This window comes from Coprobacillus sp. (genome assembly GCF_984815275.1).
Map to the genome: position 1 here is coordinate 48,385 of NZ_CFJNYH010000013.1, position 20,813 is coordinate 69,197.

General features: G+C 32.7%; 22 protein-coding genes. 4 read left to right on the forward strand and 18 right to left on the reverse strand.

The window, feature by feature from the left end:
• Positions 1 to 66: 66 nt before the first annotated feature.
• The 6 genes from AC5M21_RS06275 to rbr all read right to left on the reverse strand — a co-directional run bounded on the left by AC5M21_RS06275 (position 67) and on the right by rbr (position 5,092).
• Positions 67 to 1,548: a flotillin family protein gene (locus AC5M21_RS06275; protein ID WP_017143766.1), complete on the reverse strand. Its 1,482-nt coding sequence runs from the start codon at positions 1,546 to 1,548 to the stop codon at positions 67 to 69.
• A gap of 126 nt (positions 1,549 to 1,674) precedes the next feature.
• Positions 1,675 to 1,962: a hypothetical protein gene (locus tag AC5M21_RS06280; RefSeq protein WP_008789868.1), complete on the reverse strand. Its 288-nt coding sequence runs from the start codon at positions 1,960 to 1,962 to the stop codon at positions 1,675 to 1,677.
• Entirely contained in the window at positions 1,956 to 2,555 is a 600-nt protein-coding gene (locus tag AC5M21_RS06285) for a DUF1700 domain-containing protein (protein WP_008789869.1), read from the reverse strand. Before AC5M21_RS06285 ends, AC5M21_RS06280 begins: the two co-directional genes overlap by 7 nt.
• Positions 2,548 to 2,865, reverse strand: coding sequence for a PadR family transcriptional regulator (locus AC5M21_RS06290; RefSeq protein ID WP_008789870.1), 318 nt, complete (start codon positions 2,863 to 2,865; stop codon positions 2,548 to 2,550). The genes AC5M21_RS06285 and AC5M21_RS06290 overlap by 8 nt, the downstream gene beginning before the upstream one ends.
• Before the next feature lie 94 nt (positions 2,866 to 2,959).
• Positions 2,960 to 4,330 (reverse strand): sodium-dependent transporter, encoded by a 1,371-nt coding sequence (locus tag AC5M21_RS06295; protein ID WP_008789871.1) that lies wholly within the window; start codon positions 4,328 to 4,330, stop codon positions 2,960 to 2,962.
• Between the two features lie 108 nt (positions 4,331 to 4,438).
• Complete coding sequence (gene rbr, locus AC5M21_RS06300) at positions 4,439 to 5,092, reverse strand: rubrerythrin (protein WP_008789872.1); 654 nt, start codon at positions 5,090 to 5,092, stop codon at positions 4,439 to 4,441.
• A gap of 437 nt (positions 5,093 to 5,529) precedes the next feature.
• Between rbr and AC5M21_RS06305 the strand changes: the two genes are divergently transcribed.
• The 3 genes from AC5M21_RS06305 to AC5M21_RS06315 are packed head-to-tail and all read left to right on the forward strand — an operon-like array spanning position 5,530 to position 8,105.
• A complete protein-coding gene (locus AC5M21_RS06305; RefSeq protein WP_008789873.1) occupies positions 5,530 to 6,120 on the forward strand; it encodes an ECF transporter S component in 591 nt (196 codons plus the stop codon).
• A gap of 18 nt (positions 6,121 to 6,138) precedes the next feature.
• Complete coding sequence (gene coaBC, locus AC5M21_RS06310) at positions 6,139 to 7,332, forward strand: bifunctional phosphopantothenoylcysteine decarboxylase/phosphopantothenate--cysteine ligase CoaBC (protein ID WP_017143767.1); 1,194 nt, start codon at positions 6,139 to 6,141, stop codon at positions 7,330 to 7,332.
• On the forward strand, positions 7,326 to 8,105 hold the full coding sequence (locus AC5M21_RS06315; protein ID WP_008789876.1) for a type III pantothenate kinase: 780 nt from the start codon (positions 7,326 to 7,328) through the stop codon (positions 8,103 to 8,105). The genes coaBC and AC5M21_RS06315 overlap by 7 nt, the downstream gene beginning before the upstream one ends.
• 20 nt (positions 8,106 to 8,125) lie before the next feature.
• On the opposite strand, the gene AC5M21_RS06320 is transcribed toward AC5M21_RS06315, so the two are convergent.
• The 8 genes from AC5M21_RS06320 to AC5M21_RS06355 form a co-directional block, all read right to left on the reverse strand.
• Positions 8,126 to 9,421: a patatin-like phospholipase family protein gene (locus AC5M21_RS06320; protein WP_008789877.1), complete on the reverse strand. Its 1,296-nt coding sequence runs from the start codon at positions 9,419 to 9,421 to the stop codon at positions 8,126 to 8,128.
• Between the two features lie 2 nt (positions 9,422 to 9,423).
• Positions 9,424 to 10,869, reverse strand: a complete 1,446-nt coding sequence (gene malQ / locus AC5M21_RS06325; protein WP_008789878.1) for a 4-alpha-glucanotransferase — start codon at positions 10,867 to 10,869, stop codon at positions 9,424 to 9,426.
• Between the two features lie 8 nt (positions 10,870 to 10,877).
• Positions 10,878 to 11,519, reverse strand: coding sequence for a lactate utilization protein (locus AC5M21_RS06330; protein ID WP_008789879.1), 642 nt, complete (start codon positions 11,517 to 11,519; stop codon positions 10,878 to 10,880).
• Positions 11,467 to 11,646 (reverse strand): hypothetical protein, encoded by a 180-nt coding sequence (locus tag AC5M21_RS06335; RefSeq protein ID WP_008789880.1) that lies wholly within the window; start codon positions 11,644 to 11,646, stop codon positions 11,467 to 11,469. Before AC5M21_RS06335 ends, AC5M21_RS06330 begins: the two co-directional genes overlap by 53 nt.
• The gene (feoB, locus tag AC5M21_RS06340; RefSeq protein ID WP_017143768.1) at positions 11,643 to 13,652 is read right to left on the reverse strand and encodes a ferrous iron transport protein B; all 2,010 of its coding nucleotides are present in this window, start codon (positions 13,650 to 13,652) and stop codon (positions 11,643 to 11,645) included. Before feoB ends, AC5M21_RS06335 begins: the two co-directional genes overlap by 4 nt.
• Entirely contained in the window at positions 13,645 to 13,878 is a 234-nt protein-coding gene (locus AC5M21_RS06345; RefSeq protein ID WP_008789882.1) for a FeoA family protein, read from the reverse strand. The genes feoB and AC5M21_RS06345 overlap by 8 nt, the downstream gene beginning before the upstream one ends.
• 517 nt (positions 13,879 to 14,395) lie before the next feature.
• The gene (locus AC5M21_RS06350) at positions 14,396 to 16,834 is read right to left on the reverse strand and encodes a heavy metal translocating P-type ATPase (protein ID WP_008789883.1); all 2,439 of its coding nucleotides are present in this window, start codon (positions 16,832 to 16,834) and stop codon (positions 14,396 to 14,398) included.
• A 14-nt stretch (positions 16,835 to 16,848) separates the two neighbouring features.
• A complete protein-coding gene (locus AC5M21_RS06355) occupies positions 16,849 to 17,187 on the reverse strand; it encodes an ArsR/SmtB family transcription factor (protein ID WP_008789884.1) in 339 nt (112 codons plus the stop codon).
• A gap of 116 nt (positions 17,188 to 17,303) precedes the next feature.
• Here AC5M21_RS06355 and AC5M21_RS06360 point away from each other — a divergent pair, with 116 nt between their 5' ends.
• A complete protein-coding gene (locus tag AC5M21_RS06360; protein WP_008789885.1) occupies positions 17,304 to 17,825 on the forward strand; it encodes a cysteine hydrolase family protein in 522 nt (173 codons plus the stop codon).
• Between the two features lie 10 nt (positions 17,826 to 17,835).
• On the opposite strand, the gene AC5M21_RS06365 is transcribed toward AC5M21_RS06360, so the two are convergent.
• The 4 genes from AC5M21_RS06365 to AC5M21_RS06380 are packed head-to-tail and all read right to left on the reverse strand — an operon-like array spanning position 17,836 to position 20,633.
• Positions 17,836 to 18,297, reverse strand: a complete 462-nt coding sequence (locus tag AC5M21_RS06365) for a gamma-glutamylcyclotransferase family protein (RefSeq protein WP_008789886.1) — start codon at positions 18,295 to 18,297, stop codon at positions 17,836 to 17,838.
• Positions 18,297 to 18,938, reverse strand: coding sequence for a pyroglutamyl-peptidase I (gene pcp / locus AC5M21_RS06370; protein ID WP_054325108.1), 642 nt, complete (start codon positions 18,936 to 18,938; stop codon positions 18,297 to 18,299). Before pcp ends, AC5M21_RS06365 begins: the two co-directional genes overlap by 1 nt.
• 10 nt (positions 18,939 to 18,948) lie before the next feature.
• Positions 18,949 to 19,956: a DUF979 domain-containing protein gene (locus AC5M21_RS06375; protein ID WP_493531479.1), complete on the reverse strand. Its 1,008-nt coding sequence runs from the start codon at positions 19,954 to 19,956 to the stop codon at positions 18,949 to 18,951.
• A complete protein-coding gene (locus AC5M21_RS06380; protein ID WP_008789889.1) occupies positions 19,956 to 20,633 on the reverse strand; it encodes a DUF969 domain-containing protein in 678 nt (225 codons plus the stop codon). Before AC5M21_RS06380 ends, AC5M21_RS06375 begins: the two co-directional genes overlap by 1 nt.
• Positions 20,634 to 20,813 lie beyond the last annotated feature (180 nt).

A 20,813-nucleotide genomic window follows, 5' to 3' on the forward strand; every position in this document is an offset into this window, starting at 1 on the left:
CTTATCTTTTGATTATTATAACATGAGAAAAAAGAAAAGAACTGAAAATTTTCAGTTCTCATTCATTTATTTTCTTTTATCATTTTTGTCATCAGTATCATCATGATCACTCGTTGCGATTTTTCCACCTAGAAAACCTGCCAACAAACTCTTTAAATCAATACCAATAGACTCATTCATTCCTTCACTCACTTGAGTTGCAGTTGTTACAATATCAGAAACAAGTTTAGCACTGTTACCTTCACCATACATTGTAATCTTATCAACATTCTCAAGAGGTTTAGCAGCAGCTTCAACAGCTTTAGGCAACATATTAAAATACATTTCCATAACGGCTGCCTCACCGTATTTTTTCATCGCATCAGCTTTCTTATTAAGAGCCTCTGCTTCTGCCATCCCTTTTGCTTCAATTGCTTTGGCCTCTGCTTCACCTTTTGCTTGAATCCCAGCTGCTTCTTGTTCCATTTGATATTTTATAGCTTCAGCTTGAGCCTTTTGTGCTTCAGCATCTTTTTGCATTTCAAACAATTGTGCTTCTGCCTCTTTTTGACGTTTATATAATTCAGCATCTGCTCTTTGTTGAGCAGCAAATTTTTCTGCTTCAGCTTGCTTCTTGATTTTTGCATCAAGTTCTTGTTCTGTAACTTCAACGTCTTTACGTCTCAATTCAATTTCTTTTTCTTGTTTCATAATATTTGCATCAGCTGTTGCAATTTCAATTGACTTACGAGATTGTTCCTCTTGAATCTTATAAGCAGCATCAGCTTCTGCCTGCTTAGCATCCGCAATTTTCTTTAACTCAGCCTGTTTAATAGCCAACTCATTATTACGCTCTGCAATCTTTGTATCTGCATCAACTCTTGCATCATTCGCTTCTTGAGATGCTTTGGCTTGAGCCTGAGCAATATCTCTTTCACTCACAGCACGAGAAATTGCCGCATTTTTTTGAATCTTTACAATATTGTCAACCCCAAGATTTTCAATAACACCATTGCCATCAACAAAATTCTGAACATTAAACGAAACAATATCCAAACCCATCTTTGCCAAATCAGGTTCAGCATTCTCCTTTACCAATTCAGCAAACTTTTGACGATCAGAAACCATCTCCTCTAGATTCATACGGCCAACAATTTCACGCATATTCCCCTCTAAGACTTCTCTTGCCACATTAGCAATATATTCAACTGGTTTATTTAAAAAGTTTTGAGCTGCGAGATTTAATCTTTCTGAATCATCACTAATCTTGATATTAACTGCTGCATCAACATTAATATTGATATAATCAGCAGTTGGCACAGCATTTGATGTTTTCACATCAATAGGAATTAACTGTAAATTCAATTCGTCCTTCTTTTCCAAAAAAGGAATTTTCACTCCTGCTTTTCCAATTAAAACCTTTGGCTGTTTTCTTAGCCCTGAAATAATATAAGCAGTATCTGGTGATGCTTTGACATATCCTGTAACAATAACTATGAGAATAAGTACAGCAACAATAACACCAATAATAACTGCCAAATTATTTGATAGCATATCTATAAATTCCATATATATCCCTCCATTTACTATCATATATATTTTACCACTTCCTTATTCATGTAGGCAACAAATATCGACAAAATCGTATCTCCAAAAAAAATAGGAACCCTAAGTTCCTACAAATTTCATATATCACTAAGGTGCAACAGGTGCACTTGGAGCTTGTGGCACTGCTGGTGCATCTGGTGCATCTGAAATCCCAAAACCACCAAAAGAAACCAAATCACCAAAAGTCACACCAAATCGAAACCATCCATTTTGATCAATATAAACAATTTGATACCATTTATGATTTCCATCTTCTTTTAAATATTCTGTATTTCTTTCCATTGCAAAACCTATACCAGTAAGAACAACACCAATTCCTAACATTAATGCAATTGCTGGAGCAACCAATTTATGCATTCCCATTGTTTTTAACATACAACGCCCACCTTTCTTAATATTTGAACACTAAATTCCTTAACATAAACTGTCATCTTTTTAGAATATGCAAGAATTGTTCCTGATACTCGATAAGTTAGGGCGATCCCAATAAGTCCAACAGCTCCAAATATTGCGCTCACACCTAATTGTGTAATTCCTAAAGAGACGGATTCTGTAAACAGTACAAATGAACCAAAAATCCCAACAATAAAACTCATAGAGCCAGCCAGTCCTAACGCAACTGTTATGATAGGAACACACCAAATTAAAATATATGCTGCCAACAACAAGCATAACCAAGCAGCCATTAAAGAACCCCAAAGAGGAAAACCTAATATTAATAAAATACTCACCCAAGCAGATGTTGTTGTTTTCATCTTTTTAATTTCAATAATTTCCTCATTCCCCTTAACATTCGCAACTGTTTCTTGAATGCTTCCTAGTTTTGAGATAGCATCCTCTTCACTATATCCATCTTCCATTAAATCAGCAATGATTTCTTCATAATAAGTCATCACTTGTGTAACAGTACTATAAGTTTCATCTTTTAATTCTGCTTCTAATTTTTCAATAAATTCTTTTTTAGTCATGATTTAACTCCCCTTCTATATAATGATATATATTTTCTATTTGATTCCAGCCAGATAAGAAATCCTGAATATGTTCCTGTCCATTTGCTGTTAACTTATAATATTTTCTAAGTCGACCATTATGTTCTACAGTATATGTCTCTACATAAGAATGATTTTCTAATCTTTTTAAAATTGGATAAAGCGTTGATTCAGATATATCTATACATTGACTCACATCTTTAATAATCTGATAACCATATGAATCTTTCTGAATTAAACTTGCCAATACACAAAACTCTAAGAACCCCTTTTTTAATTGTGTATCCATCAATATACCTCCTTATATCTTATACTATACATTACATAGTATAATGTGTCAAGAGGTATCATAAAAAAAGATACCTCATAACGAAGTATCTTAATCATTTCATAAAAAAAGTCCAATATCCTTGAATAAATATGAAAATAATAATACATGGTAAGATATACTTTAAATAAACTTTTGTCCATTTTGGAAAATGAATCCCTTGACCAGTATTCGCTTCTTCTAAAAAATTTTCAAATCCCCACCCATAGCGAGATGTACAAAAAATCAAATAAGCAAGTGATCCTAGTGGCAGAAAATTATATGTTACAAAGAAATCTTCTAAATCCTGAATATATGTTCCTGCTCCAAAAGGATGAAAGCCACTTAAAACATTAAATCCTAAAGCACATGGTAATGAAAGAAACAAAATCAAAACCAAATTAACAAATACAGATTTCTTTCTTGTCCACCCAAACAAATCAATACCAAAAGATATAATGTTTTCAAATACAGCAATAATTGTAGACATGGCTGCAAAACTCATAAAAACAAAAAATAAACTTCCCCAAAGCTGTCCCATCCACATTTCATTAAAAATACTAGGTAAAGTAATAAAGACAAGACCAGGTCCACTTTCAGGATTTACACCAAAAGCAAAACAGGCTGGAAAAATAATTAAACCTGACATCAAAGCAACAAGTGTATCTAATGTACAAACACTCATTGTTTCGCCTAATAAACGACGTTCTTTGCCTATGTAACTTCCAAATATAGCAATAGCTCCAATCCCTAAACTCAAGGTGAAGAATGCCTGTCCCATAGCTGCAAATATAACCTCCAAGACTCCATATCTAGCAATAGAATCTAAATTAGGAATTAAATAGAAAGCTAAACCTTCACCGCCACCAGGTAAAGTGATAGCACGAACAACCAAAATCAAAATAATGACAAATAATGATGACATCATAATCTTTGTCATCTTTTCAACACCATTTTGTAGTCCTAATGAACAAACACCAAATCCTAATGCAACAACAACAATCATCCAAAAAACCTGCATAAATGGATCTTGTAAAGATTGATTAAAGATATCTCCCACTTGAGTTGGTGTTATACCATTAAATTCTCCCTTGATCATCTTCAAGAAATAAGCAAGCATCCAGCCACCAACTGTTGTATAAAACATCATCAGCATATAATTTCCAGCTGCCTGAAAATAGCCAACACCTTTCCAGATTTTCTGCCCTGGCTTTAAAGTTGTTAAAGCAGAAACGGCACTTTTTTGACTTGCTCTTCCAACCGCAAATTCCATTGTCATGATTGGTGCTCCTAATAGAATTAAAAACAACAAATAAATTAAAACAAACAGAGCACCACCATATTGCCCTACCACATAAGGAAATCGCCATACATTTCCTAATCCAATCGCACACCCAGCTGAAATCAAAATAAAGCCAAAACGCGATGAAAATTTCTCTCTAGCCATAAAACCTCTCCTTTTTTCATGCCTTTTTATTCTACAATAAATCTCATAAAATGTGAACCCATTAAGAAAAAGAAAAAGTGATGAGAAAATCTCATCACCACATACTAATTAATAGTTTTCAGTCATTCTTTCAAAAAATGCTTTTGGATAACCACAAGTTGGACATCTTTCTGGCGCTTCTTCACCTTCGTAGATAAATCCACATTGTCTACACTTCCATCCCTTTGGTGCATCTCCTTTGAATGTTTTACCATTCTTATATGAATCCAATAATTTTAAATAACGTGCTTCATGTGATCTTTCCACTTTACCAACGTTTTCAAATTTAATTGCTAATTCTTCAAATCCTTCTTCTCTTGCTTCCTTAGCCATTCTTGCATACATATCTGTCCATTCTTCATTTTCACCAGCAGCTGCAGCAACTAAGTTTTCATCAGTCGCTCCAATACCATGAAATTCAGAGAACCACATTTTTGCATGTTGTTTTTCTTGATCTGCAGTTTCATCAAAAATAGCAGCGATTTGTTCTAAACCTTCTTTTCTTGCCATTTCTGCGAAATACGTATATTTGTTTCTTGCTTGTGATTCACCAGCAAATGCTTCCATTAAATTCTTTTCTGTTTTTGTACCTGCATATTTTGAATTTTTTTCTTCTTCTACTTTTTCAAATTTATCAGCTGAAACTTTACAAATTGGACATACTTCTGGAGGTGTATCTCCTTCATGTACATACCCACATACTTTACATACCCATTTAGCCATAATTAAATTTCCTCCTTCATTTTTTCATCTGTCTTTATTATACTACAAAAATTGGCAAAATCAAGAACTTTTTTAATAATAGTAATTATTACTATTAAATAATTATATTATTTAATATTTTTGATATGCTTTTTTATAAATACAATCATATCCAACATAATTATTTTAAAAAGCAATCTCTATACTAATATGATCATATCCATATTTAACATATGTCAGTGATTTAAAAAAAGACCACTCCCTTATTTCATTTTGATTGTCAAAATATGGAACATAAAATGAGTAGGAAAATTGTTTTTTCGTTATAAGTAGTGTATAATGGCTTTGTTAAAGGAAATATAACTCAAGTAGTGACTTTTATAAGCATTAACTTATATATTCTTTTGACAAATTTAAGGAAGCGTCGTATTCAAAAGAAACGACAGTGGAGGAGAAAAATGAATAAACAAAAAACAAAGAACCTTTCGTTCATGTCGCTATTTATAGCGATAGAAATTCTCATGGTTATGGTGCCTTTTCTTGGTTTCATTCCAATTGGACCTTTACGTGCAACAACATTGCATATTCCTGTTATTATCGCAGGAATTGTTCTTGGAAAAAAACAGGGAGCAGGCATAGGACTAGTATTTGGTATCTCTAGTTTAGTTATCAATACTATTCAACCAACCTTGACTTCTTTTGTCTTTTCACCTTTTATCAGTAAATCTTTGATGAGTGCATTCATTGCAATTGTGCCAAGAGTTCTTATCGGATATATTGCTGGTCTTCTTTTTGAAAAGTTAAAAGATAAAAATGAATTCATGGCAATGATTGTTGGTTCTTTTTTAGGTGCTATGACAAATACAGTTTTGGTATTAGGTGGTATTTATTTTATCTTTGGTTCTCAATATGCGAGTGCTATTGGTAAAGATTTAAGTGCTTTATTCCCTTACCTTATTGGTATTATAACAACAAGTGGCTTATTAGAAGCTATTGTTGGAACCATGATTGCAGTTATGGTCTCACGTATATTAATAAAATTAAAATAAAGAAATGAGGTTTATTGTATGTCTAAAAAGATTATTGTTGGAATAACTGGAAGTATTGCAGCATATAAAGCTATCCAATTGATTAGTGATTTAACAAAAAAAGATTATCATATTGAAGTCATGATGAGTGAGAGTGCTGCAAAATTTATCACACCAGTTTGTATTCAATCACTTACAAAAAGAAAAGTTTATATTGATACTTTTGATGATGAGAATCCTGCTATCATTACACATGTTGATATTGTCAAAGATGCTGATTTATTTATAGTCGTTCCAGCAAGTGCACATACGATTGCCAAATTAGCTTATGGGATGGCAGATAACATGTTAACAAGTGCTTTCTTAGCAGCAACTTGTCCAAAATTGATTGCGCCTGCTATGAATGTTCACATGTTTGAAAATCCTATAACTCAAAAAAATATGCAATCTTTAAAAGAGACTGGTGTATTGTTTGTAGAACCTACTTGTGGTTTATTAGCATGTGGCGATATAGGACGTGGAAAACTGGCTGATCAAGAAGATATTATGGAAATGATACATTATGCCTTGTCTAAAAAAACATTAACAGGTAAAAAGATTTTAGTGAGTGCTGGACCTACACAAGAAAGTATTGACCCCGTTCGTTATATTACAAATCATTCAAGTGGCAAGATGGGGTATGCCATCGCTAAAGCAGCCTTTTGTTTAGGAGCAGATGTTACACTTGTCAGTGGCCCTACTTATCTCAAAAAACCATATGGCATCAATTGCATAAACGTTGTGAGTGCGGATGATATGTATCAGGCTATTCATGAGATTTCAAAACAACAAGATTTTATCATTATGTCAGCCGCAGTTGGAGATTATGCTAGCCAAAATATCGCAGATCAAAAAATCAAGAAAAATGATCATAAAATGACTTTAGAACTTATAAAAAATAAAGATATTTTATTTGATTTAGGTCAAAAAAAATTACCACAGCAGATTCTATGTGGTTTTGCAATGGAAACCAGTGACTTGATTGAACATGCTCAGGATAAATTGAAGAAAAAGAATTGTGATATGATTGTTGCTAATCATTTAAAAACAGATGGTGCTGGCTTTCAAGGGGATACAAATATTGTAACATTTATAACTCAAGATAGTATGAAAGATTATGGATTATTATCTAAGGATGAGCTTGCTTATGAAATTTTAATGACATTAAAAAAGATGGAGGAATCATTATGTTAGTTGCTATCGATATTGGTAATACAAATATTACAATGGGAGTTTATGACCGAGATCAGTTAATTGGTAATTATCGTTTAACAACAAAGTTTCAAAGAACATCTGATGAATATGGATTCATGTTATTATCTTTCTTAAATGCATCTTCAATTGAAGTTGAACAAATCGAGGATATTATTATTAGTAGCGTCGTTCCAAAAATCAACTATTCTTTTACCAACTGTATTAAAAAATATCTTCATAAGAATCCTATATTTATTGGTCCAGGTGTCAAAACAGGTATTGATATTCGCATTGACAATCCTTCAACACTTGGTGCCGATCGATTAGTAGATGCAGCTGGTGCCTTTTATACTTATGGTGGACCTTGTTTGGTCATTGATTTTGGAACAGCAACAACTTATGATGTTGTTACTGCTAAGGGTGAGTTTATAGGGGGAGCAACTGCTCCTGGTATTGGTATATCAACAAATGCCCTTTCCTCACAAGCTGCTAAATTGCCAGAAATCGAAATTCAAAAACCTAATAAAATTATTGCTAAGAATACAATTAAAAGTATGCAGGCTGGAATTGTTTTCGGATATATTGGTCAAACTGAATATATTATTAGAACGATTAAAGAAGAATATGGAGAAAACCTAAAAGTCATTTCAACAGGTGGTTTAGGACGTATTATTGCAAGCGAAACTGATGAAATTGATATTTATGATGTTGATTTAACATTCAAAGGACTTAAAATTATATACGATAAAACGAAAAAGAACATATATATTTAATTATAAAAAGAGATAAGAACTCAGTTTTCAACTGAAGTCTCATCTCTTTTTTCATTATATAACATAAACAGAAGCCTAGCGATAATGACTTCTTTAGAAAATAATGTAAGAAATTTCTCAACATCGACCTTCTCTTCTGCAGGATACAGCATACCATGCAACAAACGTCCTACAACACCTAACTTATTAATATTCTTTAATGTTTTAGATATTTCATCTGTTGAACGTAATGATACCATTTGATATTCTGGATTTGTGTATTTTTCAAAATCCTTTAACAAATCTTGAACCACCAAATCAAACTGATAAACATAACTTGGATCACGCCCTACAAGTTCTAATGTCCAGTCTAAAGCTACAAATAAATAATCATTTTCACTTAAAGGCTGATCCTTATGAGCCTCCATGAATCTATAAACAAGATTACCACCTGTATCACTTCTAAACATTTTACGCATATAACGTTCTAAATAAAGAATATCTTTATAAAAAACATGAAACAAAGGTGATTCAAACTGCTGAAATGTATATTTTACCCCCAAGTAATCACCAAAACATTTCATGGCTGTTTGATAACCCAAACGTTTATTTCTATCTAATGCTTCACGACTAAAGTCCATGAATCCACCTAAATCCACATAAGGCATTGTATATGTGATATGAGGACGATTGACATAATGTTTATGAGTTGCTTCTTTACTATTCATATCCACAACAATAATCTCATCAGCACCCATATCAAAAGCGAGGTCAATTGGAACATTATCATAATAACCACCATCTATAAAGTCTTCGTTTTGAATTGAATGAATTGGAAAAACTGGAAAACATGATGCACTTGCAATGAGATAATCAAATATATATTGTTTGTTCATTTCTTCTTTGGTAATGAATAATGGTTTTAATGATGGATAATGAACTGTACACAAGCCAAAATCAATTGGTGATGATAAGAGTTGTTCTTCTTTTAACAAACTTCGAATAAGTTCCTTTAATGGTGTAATATCAGCCCCTTTTTCTTTTATATATTTCTTAAAAAAAGAAATAATTAAGTTAGATTGATTTAACATAGTATCTAAATCAAATTGAAAATCTGGTTGAAAGCCACCAGCAAAGACTTGAGAAATATCTATATGGTTCCAAAGTTTTTCCAAAGCCTCTAAATCTTGTTGAGCTAATAAACATCCATTCATTGCCCCTATTGATGTTCCTGTCACAATTTGGTAATCAATACCCAACTCACTAAGTGCTTTCATGAAACCAGCTTCATAAGCACCTTTAGATCCGCCACCAGCTAATACCACTGCACGTTTCATAATTAAACCCCTTTTCTTCCACTCACTTCTATCATATTTTTATAATCTTCTAAATATGAATCAAATTGTTCAAAGGATGACAAACGATACTCCCAGTTTGGCGAACCTATCTTACCAGGTACATTAAATCGTGCTGATGTATCACACCCCATCATATCCCATACTGGAACAATAACATGCATTGCTTCTAAATCTAAACAGTAATGAATGATTTTTTGATAATCGTGAACCTCATCATAATTAGCAATATATGTGGATACTTTTTTATAGTCTTCTTTTTCTAATGAATCTAACCAGCCAACAAGTGTATCATTATCGTGTGTACCAGTGTAAACAACAACCTTATGAAAATCAAAATCATAACAATAATGAAACTGAAAAACATACATTCCTTTCAAATGATAATGATCTCTTAAATCATAAACCTGATGACGAAGTTCGCCTAAATCTTCAGCGAGAATAGATAGTTCTGGAACCTTATTAAACAAAGTATCAAACAATTGATAACCAGGAGCTTCTATCCAATCACCAATAATAGCTGTTGATTCACTTTCAGGAATTTTCCAATACGTATCAAAGGCTCTAAAATGATCAATCCGTACTGTATCATAAATTTGTGAAGCTGCTTTCATACGTTCAACCCAAAAGTCAAACTGATGTTTAGATAAATACTCCCAATCATAAAGTGGATTTCCCCATCTTTGACCAAATTTACTAAAATAATCTGGTGGAACTCCTGCTACAAATGATGGCTTTCCATCTTCTTCCAAAAGAAAACATTGTTGATTCACCCAAACATCAACTGAATCTAAACCAACATAAATTGGCATATCTCCAATAATTGAAATACCTTTTTGATTTGCATAATTTTTTAATGCATTCCATTGTTTAAAGAAATAATATTGTAAGAAGATTTGATAATTAATTTCCTTTAAAAATGGTGTTAAAGAAAATGATAAATCACGATAATAATACTTATATTCGTCTTCCCATTCAACCCATGATTTTTGATGATTATGATCTTTAAAAACTTTAAAAACTGCATAAAGATGTACCCAATCATTTTCTTTTACAAAACGTTGATACTCATCAGTTTCCTCAAAACGTTCAAAAGCTTTCAAATATAATTTCTCTTTAACGTGTCTTACTTCTTTATAATCCACAAAATGATAAAGCGTATGAAAAGATGTCACTTCTTCAGCCAATAATAAATTATCTTCTACCAATCCAGCAAGACTTAAATAAATTTCATCTCCAGCATGAGTTGATAATGGCTGATATGGGGAATTTCCATAGCCTAATGGATTTAATGGTAAAATCTGCCATAGTGTTATTGATGCGCTAGCCATCTTATCAACCAGCTCATAAGCATGTTGACCAAAATCACCAACACCATAACGTCCTGGCAAAACTGATATCGGAAATAACAATCCTGCTTGTTTTTTCATAAATTCACCTAATATCCTAAATAGTCTTCAACAATGATGACTTTCATACGATTAACCTTCCCTTGATATCCTAATTTAACAAAACTGCTACAAATTCTTTCTGGACTATGGCATTCCATACATCTGCCTGTTTTTACACAAGGTGTTTTTTTATTTAAACGAATAGCGTTTGCTGGAGCACTACAATTTTTAATATGTGACAATGCACCTGCTTCATCTTGACAGATTTTATTCAATCCAGCAATCACAATAACCTCTTTTGGTCCAAATATCATTGCTGCTACACGATTCCCTGTTCCATCAACATTATACAAACATCCATCCATAGTTAAAGCGTTTGTACTCGTAATGAATAAATCAGCATAAAATGCCTCACGAAAACGATCTTCCATAACATCTCTTGACAATCCTTCTTCATATCGATCAATAAAATGGACATCACTCGTACGCAATAAATCAACAACACCCATTTGATTCAGCGTTACACTTCCACCAACAGCAACTTTCTTACCATCTTTTAAAATACTTTTTAAATAAGTCTCCAATTCTGTTTGATTTTTCACAAACATTAAAGTCATATTATTTGCCTCAAAAGATTTAATCAATTCTGTCTCTTTGATTTTCAATAAAGTCTTTAAATTCTCTTCCATCTTTCTTCCCTCCACAATTCTTATGACAATCTGAACAATTATGGCAATGTCCTTTTTTTATGATACGATAAGCCAAAATAATACATATACATAAAACTATAATAACAATGATATCAACTCTATTCATAGAAATAAATTTCCTATCTGATATATCAGCATAGCAACTAAATATGCCATCCCAGTTTGAAATCCAGCAGTTAATAAAGCCTGTAACCAACTACCTAGTTCTCTCTTTGTAGCAGCAAATGCTGCAATACAAGGCATATACAAAACAGTAAATACCAAGAATGCAAATGCACTCATAGGAGTAAATATTCCTGCCAAAGCACTATTTAAAGAAGTAGCTGTATTTGTTGCAGTTAAAACACTTAAGGTAGAAACAACAGATTCTTTTGCAGTAATCCCAGTCATTAATGCTGTTGAGGCACGCCAATCATTAAATCCAAGTGGCTTAAATATAGGCGAAACAAATGTACCAATTGCTGCTAAAATACTTTGACTGCTGTCCTCTATCATTTCAAATTGGAAGTTAAAACTTTGTAAGAACCATATCACAATAGAAGCTATAAAAATCACTGTAAAAGCTTTACGAATAAAATCTTTTGCCTTATCCCAAACATTTAGCATAACATTTTTAGCAGTTGGAATACGATATGCTGGTAATTCCAATACAAATGGGACAGGCTCTCCTAAAAAAATTGTATTTTTCAACAGCAAAGCTGAAACAACAGCAACAAGTATACCAATACAATAGATTGTAATCATAACTATAGCAGCTTTACTTGGAAAAAATGCTGCTATAATCATTCCATAGATAGGCAATTTAGCACTACATGACATAAATGGTGTTAATACTATTGTCATTTTACGATCACGATCACTTGATAATGTACGTGTAGCCATTATAGCTGGTACACTACATCCAAAACCTATCAGCATTGGAACAAATGATCTGCCAGATAAGCCAATTTTCCTTAAAGCCTTATCCATAACGAAAGCAACTCTCGCCATATATCCACTGTCTTCTAGCAATGATAAAAAGAAAAACAAAATAACAATAACAGGCAAAAAAGACAAAACACTTCCCACTCCTGCTAAAATACCATCCCCAATTAAGGCGCGTAACCAGTAAGCAACATGGTTCGTTTCTAAAAATGCCAATAACCAATCAGAAACAATGGTAATTCCACTATCCATCAAATCCTGCAAAGGAGCACCAATAAGATAGAATGTAAAGTAAAAAATGAATAACATAATCAATATAAATACTGGTATTCCTAAGTATTTATGTGTAAGTAGCAAATCAATCTTCTCTGAACGAATTTGTTCTTTGGTTTCACACTCTGTAAAAACACAGTCTTGACAAACCTCTTCAATGAAAGAATAACGCATATCAACCAATGCTGCTTCACGATCAGTTCCTGACTCTTCTTCCATTCCTTCCAGTATATGCTCAATAATATGACAGTCATTTTCAGATAATTGTAGAGTCTTAAACATCTCTTTGTCACCTTCAATCAGTTTTGTCACACAATAACGTACTGGAAGATGCAATGCTCTAACCTTCTGTTCAACAATATGTGAAATGGAATGAATCGCTTTATGAACAGGTCCATGACATAAATCTAAATGTCTAGCTGGCTGATCCATATTCCTTTCTATCTCAGTAATAACATCTTCAATACCTTCATTTTTACTAGCTGAGATAGGAACAATACTCATCCCCAGTTTTTCTTTTAAGCCATCCAAATCTATACAATTCCCACTGCTCACAACTTCATCCATCATATTTAAAACAAGAATCATAGGAATATTTAATTCCATTAATTGCATTGTTAAATATAGATTTCTTTCCATATTTGTTGCATCAACAATATTAATAATTAAATCCGGATGTTCATCTAATAGAAATTGAATGGAAACAATTTCTTCAGAAGTATATGGAGATAATGAATAAATACCTGGCAAATCAATTAATTCAAATTGCTCTTTATGCTTTTTTATGAAACCCTTTTTTTGTTCAACTGTTACGCCAGGAAAATTCCCAACATGCTGACTTGATCCTGTTAAAGCATTAAACAATGTTGTTTTTCCACAATTTTGATTACCTATTAACGCTATTTTTCTACTCATCACTAACCTCCTTGATTGCTATCTTGGAAGCATCATCTTTTCTTAAGGTTAAAACATAACTTCGTAAATAAACTTCTATTGGATCACCCATAGGTGCCACTTTACGAACCTTTATTTTTGTTTTAGGTGTTAATCCCATTTCTAATAAACGACGGCGTAATAGCCCTTTACCACCAACTGTTTCAATAACAACCGTCATTCCTGGTTTTACTTCATCTAATGTCATAAACAATCCCCCATTATTTATATTATAACGCATTTTTATAACGATGAAAACACAAGACATTCATTAAATCTTAAAAAGTTATCATATTCTAACTCAATATCATCAAAAAAACATAATCTTTGTCAAACAAGCACTAATCACTTGTTTATTGAAGACTATACTATTTATTTAATCTTTCCTTACATAGCAAATAAGAGTTTCAGTGACAACAAGATCCACCAAACCACCATACGATAAATAAACCAGTCTGACTCTTTTTTCTGGCTGAAAGTTAATTTGTTCTAATCATCAGACCATTGATAAAGTCATAGATGAATCATTTTTTAGAATTTTTATACCTTCTTGAGTCATATTATCTACCACAACTACTATTTCACTTGAAGCATCAATAGTCATTAATGAATACCAGCATTTCTTATTTTACATCAAAAAAAGATAGCATCTCTATGAAATCCCCCAAAGTTTAAACAACCTGATATTTGGGTTCATTTCATTATTGAGATACTATCTCTATTATTTATTTTAAAACTCTCATAGAATTAAGAATCGCAATTAATGTAACTCCAACATCAGCAAAAACACCCATCCACATATTTGACCAACCAAACATCGTTAACAACAAGACACCAATTTTAATAACTAATGTGAAAGTAACATTTTGCTTCAAGACTTTATTTGTCTTATGAGAAATGATAATTGCATCTTTAATTGTTTCAATATTATCTTGCATTAAAACAACATCTGCCGCTTCAATAGCAGCATCACTTCCAACACCACCCATTGCAATCCCGATATCAGCCCTTGCTAAAACAGGAGCATCATTGATACCATCACCTACAAAGGCAACATAACCATCTTGTTTCAATAACTTTTCAACCTGTTGAACTTTATCTTGTGGTAACAGCTCACTATAAACTGTATCAATTCCTAGTTTCTGTGCAACATCATTCGCAACCCTATGATGATCTCCAGTTAGCATAACAGTATTTTTAATTCCAACTTCTTTTAATAACTGAATTCCTTTCATTGTAGATTCTTTAATTTGATCTGCAACAACAATGGAACCAGCAAATTGTCCATCAATAGCAACATAAACGATTGTACCAACAGTTTTTGGCTCTTTCACTTGAATATTCATATCCTCAAAGAAAGATTCATTTCCTAGACATACATGTTTTCCTTGAATCTTAACATCAATACCTTTACCTGCAATTTCTTTAAAATCATCAATTTGATTCTCATCAATACTTTGACCATATTTTGCAACAATACTTTTTGCAATTGGATGATTACTATAAAACTCTCCATATGCACCATACATCAATAAATCATCTTGTCCATTCACTTCAACAACATCAAATTGCCCTTGAGTTAATGTTCCAGTTTTATCAAAAACAACAGTATCAACATCTTTTAATAATTCAAGATAATTCCCACCTTTGATTAGAGCACCCATTTTGCTTGCTTTACCAAGTCCAGCATATAAGCCTAATGGAATAGAAATGACCAAAGCACAAGGACAAGAAACAACAAGGAATGTTAGAGCACGATATAACCAATCACTAAAAACAGCATCTTCAAAAATAAACATCGGAACAATAGCCAACAATACCGCCAAAGCAACAACTGTAGGCGTATATATACGAGCAAACCTTGTAATAAATCTCTCAATAGGCGCTTTCTTACTGGCTGCATTTTCCATTAATTCCAAGATTTTTGAGACAGTAGAATCCACATACGGTTTTGTGACTCTTATTTCAAGAATGTTTGTTAAATTAACAACTCCTGCCAAAACATCTTCGTTTTCACGAACTTCTCTTGGCATAGATTCACCAGTCAAACTAGATGTATCTAAAGAAGAAATCCCCTTTACAACAACACCATCTAATGGAATTTTTTCACCAACTTTCACAACAATAATATCATCAACCTTAACATCTTCAGGCTCAACCTTTCTAACACCTGTAGATGTTTTTAGATTAGCAAATTCACTTTTAATATCCATCAATGAAGAAATTGAACTTCTTGTCTTATTAACAGCATAAGACTGAAAAATCTCTCCAACACTATAGAATAGCAATACTGCAACAGCCTCTTTATAATCACCTATACAGAAAGCTCCAATTGTTGCTATTCCCATTAAGAAATTTTCATCAAAAATTTCTCCTCTTAAAATATTTTTAATAGCCTTCCAAATAACTTCATAACCAATTAAGATATAAGAAATAAGAAAACCAAAAAATGAAATATTTTGTCCTTCTAATAAAATACTGATAAAATAAACAGCAACTCCTAAAACCAATGCCCAATTTTCTTTTAAACTAAATAACTTCGGCTTCCCTAGTGAGCGATTGGTATTTTTATATGATAATGTCACACCATCTTCTACTTTATCAACAGTTTTTTGTAAAGATGCAATCAAAATTTCTGCTTCGACATTTCCTTTTGCTTTCACTTGTAATGTTTCAGTAGAAAAATTTAATGCAGCATCTTCAATTTCATCCATCTTACGGATAGCTTCTTCAACTTTCATTGCGCAAGATGCACAATCAAGCCCAGATATTTTGTAAGAAATCGTTCCATCCCGATTCAATGAGTGTGTTTTGACATCAAGATGTTCATGGTCATGACTGCAATCACATTGATCATGTTTATGATGTGTATGGTCATGACCACAGTCACAATTGACATGTTCATGCTGATGCTCTTGATGTGTATGCTGTGATGACAATTGAGTTCGCTTTCCTTTCTCTTCTAATTGGACATCTGGTTCCACTTTTTGAATAGCCACTTGTAATTCATGAATATCAATATCATTTTGTGATTCAAGCACTAACAAACTATTTGCAAACGAAATTGAGCATTCAATAATATCATTTCTTTTGTTTAATACATCTTCAATTTTTTGTGCACATGATGCACAATCAAGATTTTTAATAATATATTTTTTCATCATAACAGCTTATCCCCCTATTCAATGACATGTTTATATCCAGCATCAAAGATTTGCTGTACATGTTCATCATCCAATGAATAATAAATCATTTTACCATCTCTTCTAAATTTGACCAAATTCGCATTTTTCAATATTCTTAACTGATGAGAAATAGCAGATTGTGTCATTTCTAAAGTTGCTGCCAAATCATACACACACATCTCAGATTCAAATAAAACACAGATAATCTTAATACGTGTAGAATCACCAAAAACCTTAAATAACTCTGCAACATCATATAATATCTCTTCATCAGGTAAAGCATCTAAGACTTTATCCACTGCATCTTGATTGACAATGATAGTTTTTTCCATACTTTGCCTCCTTCTTCATATGAACATATATTCATATGACAATATGATTATACAATCAAGTATTTGACATGTCAATATATTTTGGTAAAATAATGAAAAACGAGGAGATGAAAAAGATGAAAAGATTATTAATCGTAGTAGATTATCAAAATGATTTTGTTAATGGAAGCCTTGGTTTTGAAAAAGCACAATTATTAGAAGAACATATTATTCAACTGATTAAAGAGTATCATATGAATGGTGATGAAATTATTTATACAATGGATACTCACCAACAGAATTACTTAGAAACGTATGAAGGTCATCACCTACCAGTTGAACACTGCATTGAAAATACAGAAGGTTGGCAACTCTATGGAAAAGTTGGAGAATTACTTCAAGATTGCTTATGCTTCAAAAAACCTACTTTTCCTTCTTTAGACCTAGCATATTACTTAGAAGATAAAGAATATAAAGATATCACACTAGTTGGAGTTGTTTCACATATCTGTGTACTCTCTAATGCTATTATGGCTAAAGCTGCTCAACCTGATACACCTATTCGAGTAGATTTGAGAGGAACTTCTAGCGGTGACGAAAAAGTTCATCATGAAAGTATCGATGTTATGAAATCCATGCAAATTGAAATTATTGAATAAGAAAAAGAGTTTATTCTTCTTCAGAATCGAAGTCGAATAAACTCTTTTTTCCATCTCTTTTTTGTTGAATATATTGAACATAATCTAGACAGTGAATATCATCACCTAATAATAAAACATTATCTTCATTATCCATATTGTAAACATATACTGGAAGTTTTTCAATTTCATGGCCTTGATCATCATATATAGGACATATTTCCTTATTATATTCATTATCAATACAATTATATCCTTTATATCCTTCCATTTTATCAATTTTCTTTAAAGTCTCTTCATCAACTTCATGAATTTCACCTAAAATCATATGGTGACCCTCAGTTAAATAAGCTGGATAAACTTTTGTTAAAATTGTCATTAAACTTCCTTTGATGTATGCATAACTGCGAAACGAATCTTCATCCCTTAGATACAAATCATAATTATACATACCCAATCTTAAAGTTCCATATACAAATATTCGATGTTTCATTAATGTGTAGCCCCACCTGTTACTTTGATATCTTCCTGTGTGTCAATGATTGCTTCAATTGCAGCCGTCAGAGCTTCAACAATACTATCCAAGCTCATGCTTGGCATATTTTTCTTATCAATCACTTGTTGTGGCAAAAATGGGATATGTATAAATCCACTTCTTTTTCCAGGATATTTGGTTTCAATAATATGTCTCACCCCATAGAGAACGTGATTGCATACAAATGTTCCTGCACTATTTGAAACTGATGCAGGAATTTGACGTTCCTGGATACGAGCAACCATTGCCTTAATCGGTAAATTTGAGAAATAAGCAGCAGGTCCATTGGGAAACACAGGTTCATCAATAATCTGTTGACCATCATTATCTGGAATACGACAATCATCCATATTAATACCAATACGTTCCACTGTAATATCTGTTCTTCCTCCTGCCTGCCCAATTGATAAGACAACATCAGGATTATGTTCCTGAATTGCCTGATCTATAACTGCTAAAGAACGATGACAAACTGTAGGAATTTCCAATTTTACAATTTGTGCTCCAGCAATTGTATCTGACAGTTTCTTCACAGATTCAATCGCTGGATTAATTTTTTCTCCACCAAAGGGATCAAAACCAGTTACTAAAATTTTCATAACTTTCCTCCTAGAATCCTAAGACTAACATTAAAACAACGTGAATAACAATCATAATTAAAGCCATTGGCAACTGTGCTTTAATAACAGCCCATTTCTGGTCTTTTGTTTCTAGTACAGCACAAGGAACAATGTTAAAGTTGGCAGCCATAGGTGTCATCAATGTTCCACAATAACCTGCTGTCATTCCTAAAGCACCAATAACCGCAGGATTCCAACCTTGAGCAATAACAAATGGGTATCCTATGCCAATCGTAATAACTGTAAATGCTGCAAATGCATTACCCATAATCATTGTAAAAATAACCATTCCTAAAACATAGACAATAACACCAACAACAATATTGCCAGCTGGAACAACACTTGAAATGATTTGTGAAATAACATCACCAACTCCTGCCTCTTTAAATACAGCACCTAAAGCTCCTAACAATTGTGGCAACAAACAAGATGCACCAACTTGCATTAATAAACGTGATGTATCAGAACGTGTTTCAGAAACTTTAGGTCTACAGATAGCCATCGCTAATATCAAAGCAACCAGACAAGCTGTTCCAGTCATTACAGCACCATCTAAGGCAACTGCATCTCCACCACCGCTTCCAAATGAAATAATTGGTGCCAATATATCTCTAAAAGCAAAGAAGAATGTATTGGCATTATATTTAATAAATGATAAAAGCAGTGCCATAATTCCAATTGATACAGCTGGAATAAAAATCTTATTCCCTACTTTTTCACTAGCAGCCTGACGAAATTCAGGTGTTGACTCAACAAAGCTAGACATTCTCACTTGCTTCGTTGCTGTCAAACATCCCATAACAACCAATAAAGCCCCAGTAACAACAGAGGGAATCAATTTTCCAAACATAAAGATAATTCCAAGTAAACACCAGAATAATGATGTCCCTATCTTAGATTCTTCATTTTTAGTAGCTCTTAATGCAGTATCAAAACTCACCAAGCCACATAATACATAGAAAAATTCTGGAAGAAACGTTCCTAAAAATTCAGTCATTATCGATTTCCTCCTTTCTTGAGTTTCCTATCATACCATAGCACTTGTATTACTGTTAAAAAAACAGAAATAAAAGCAATGTAGAATGCTGATGATGAAATCATTGACAACGTAACATCTTGATATCCTAACCCAACCAACGTTCCTTGAATCAAAACAACTCCACTAGAAGCAGGAAAACAGTTTTGAGCAAAGAAATTTCCATAGTTTTCAACAGCAGCAGATAACCCTTTAATCTCTTCATCTTCAGCCTCAGTTAACTTCTCACCTTTTGATTTTTCAGCAGCAGCTTCACTCATAGGTAAAATTAAAGGTCTTACAAATTGAACATGCCCTCCGATTCTTACATTTAATCCTGAAGCAATTGAACGAATGACACTATAAATAGATAAAACTTTCCCAGCTGATGCATTTCTAATTTTCCCAATCAAATAAGCTGCTCTTTCCTTTAAGCCATATCTTTCGATGATAGCTATAACTGGAAAAATAATCAAGAAAATAGACATCAATCTATTATTGACAAAAGATTCACCAAGAATCCTTAAAATTTCTAAAAAATCCATTCCAGCAACTAGGCCTGTAACAATACCAGACACAATAACAACAGCCAATACATCTAGTTTTAATGCAAACCCAATAACAATAATAACAATACCAATTAATGTAATATATTGCATAGTTTCTTCTCCTTTCAAAATTTCTCGACGGTTTGTATTATATAGGAATTTACCCATTCTTTCAACAAAATATCAATAATTTCACATTCTGCAAAAAAAACATATCATAACCACGCCTAAAAGACGTGGTATGTACAGACCCTATAAGGGTCTTTTGTTGCGGAGGTCTTCACCTATCGA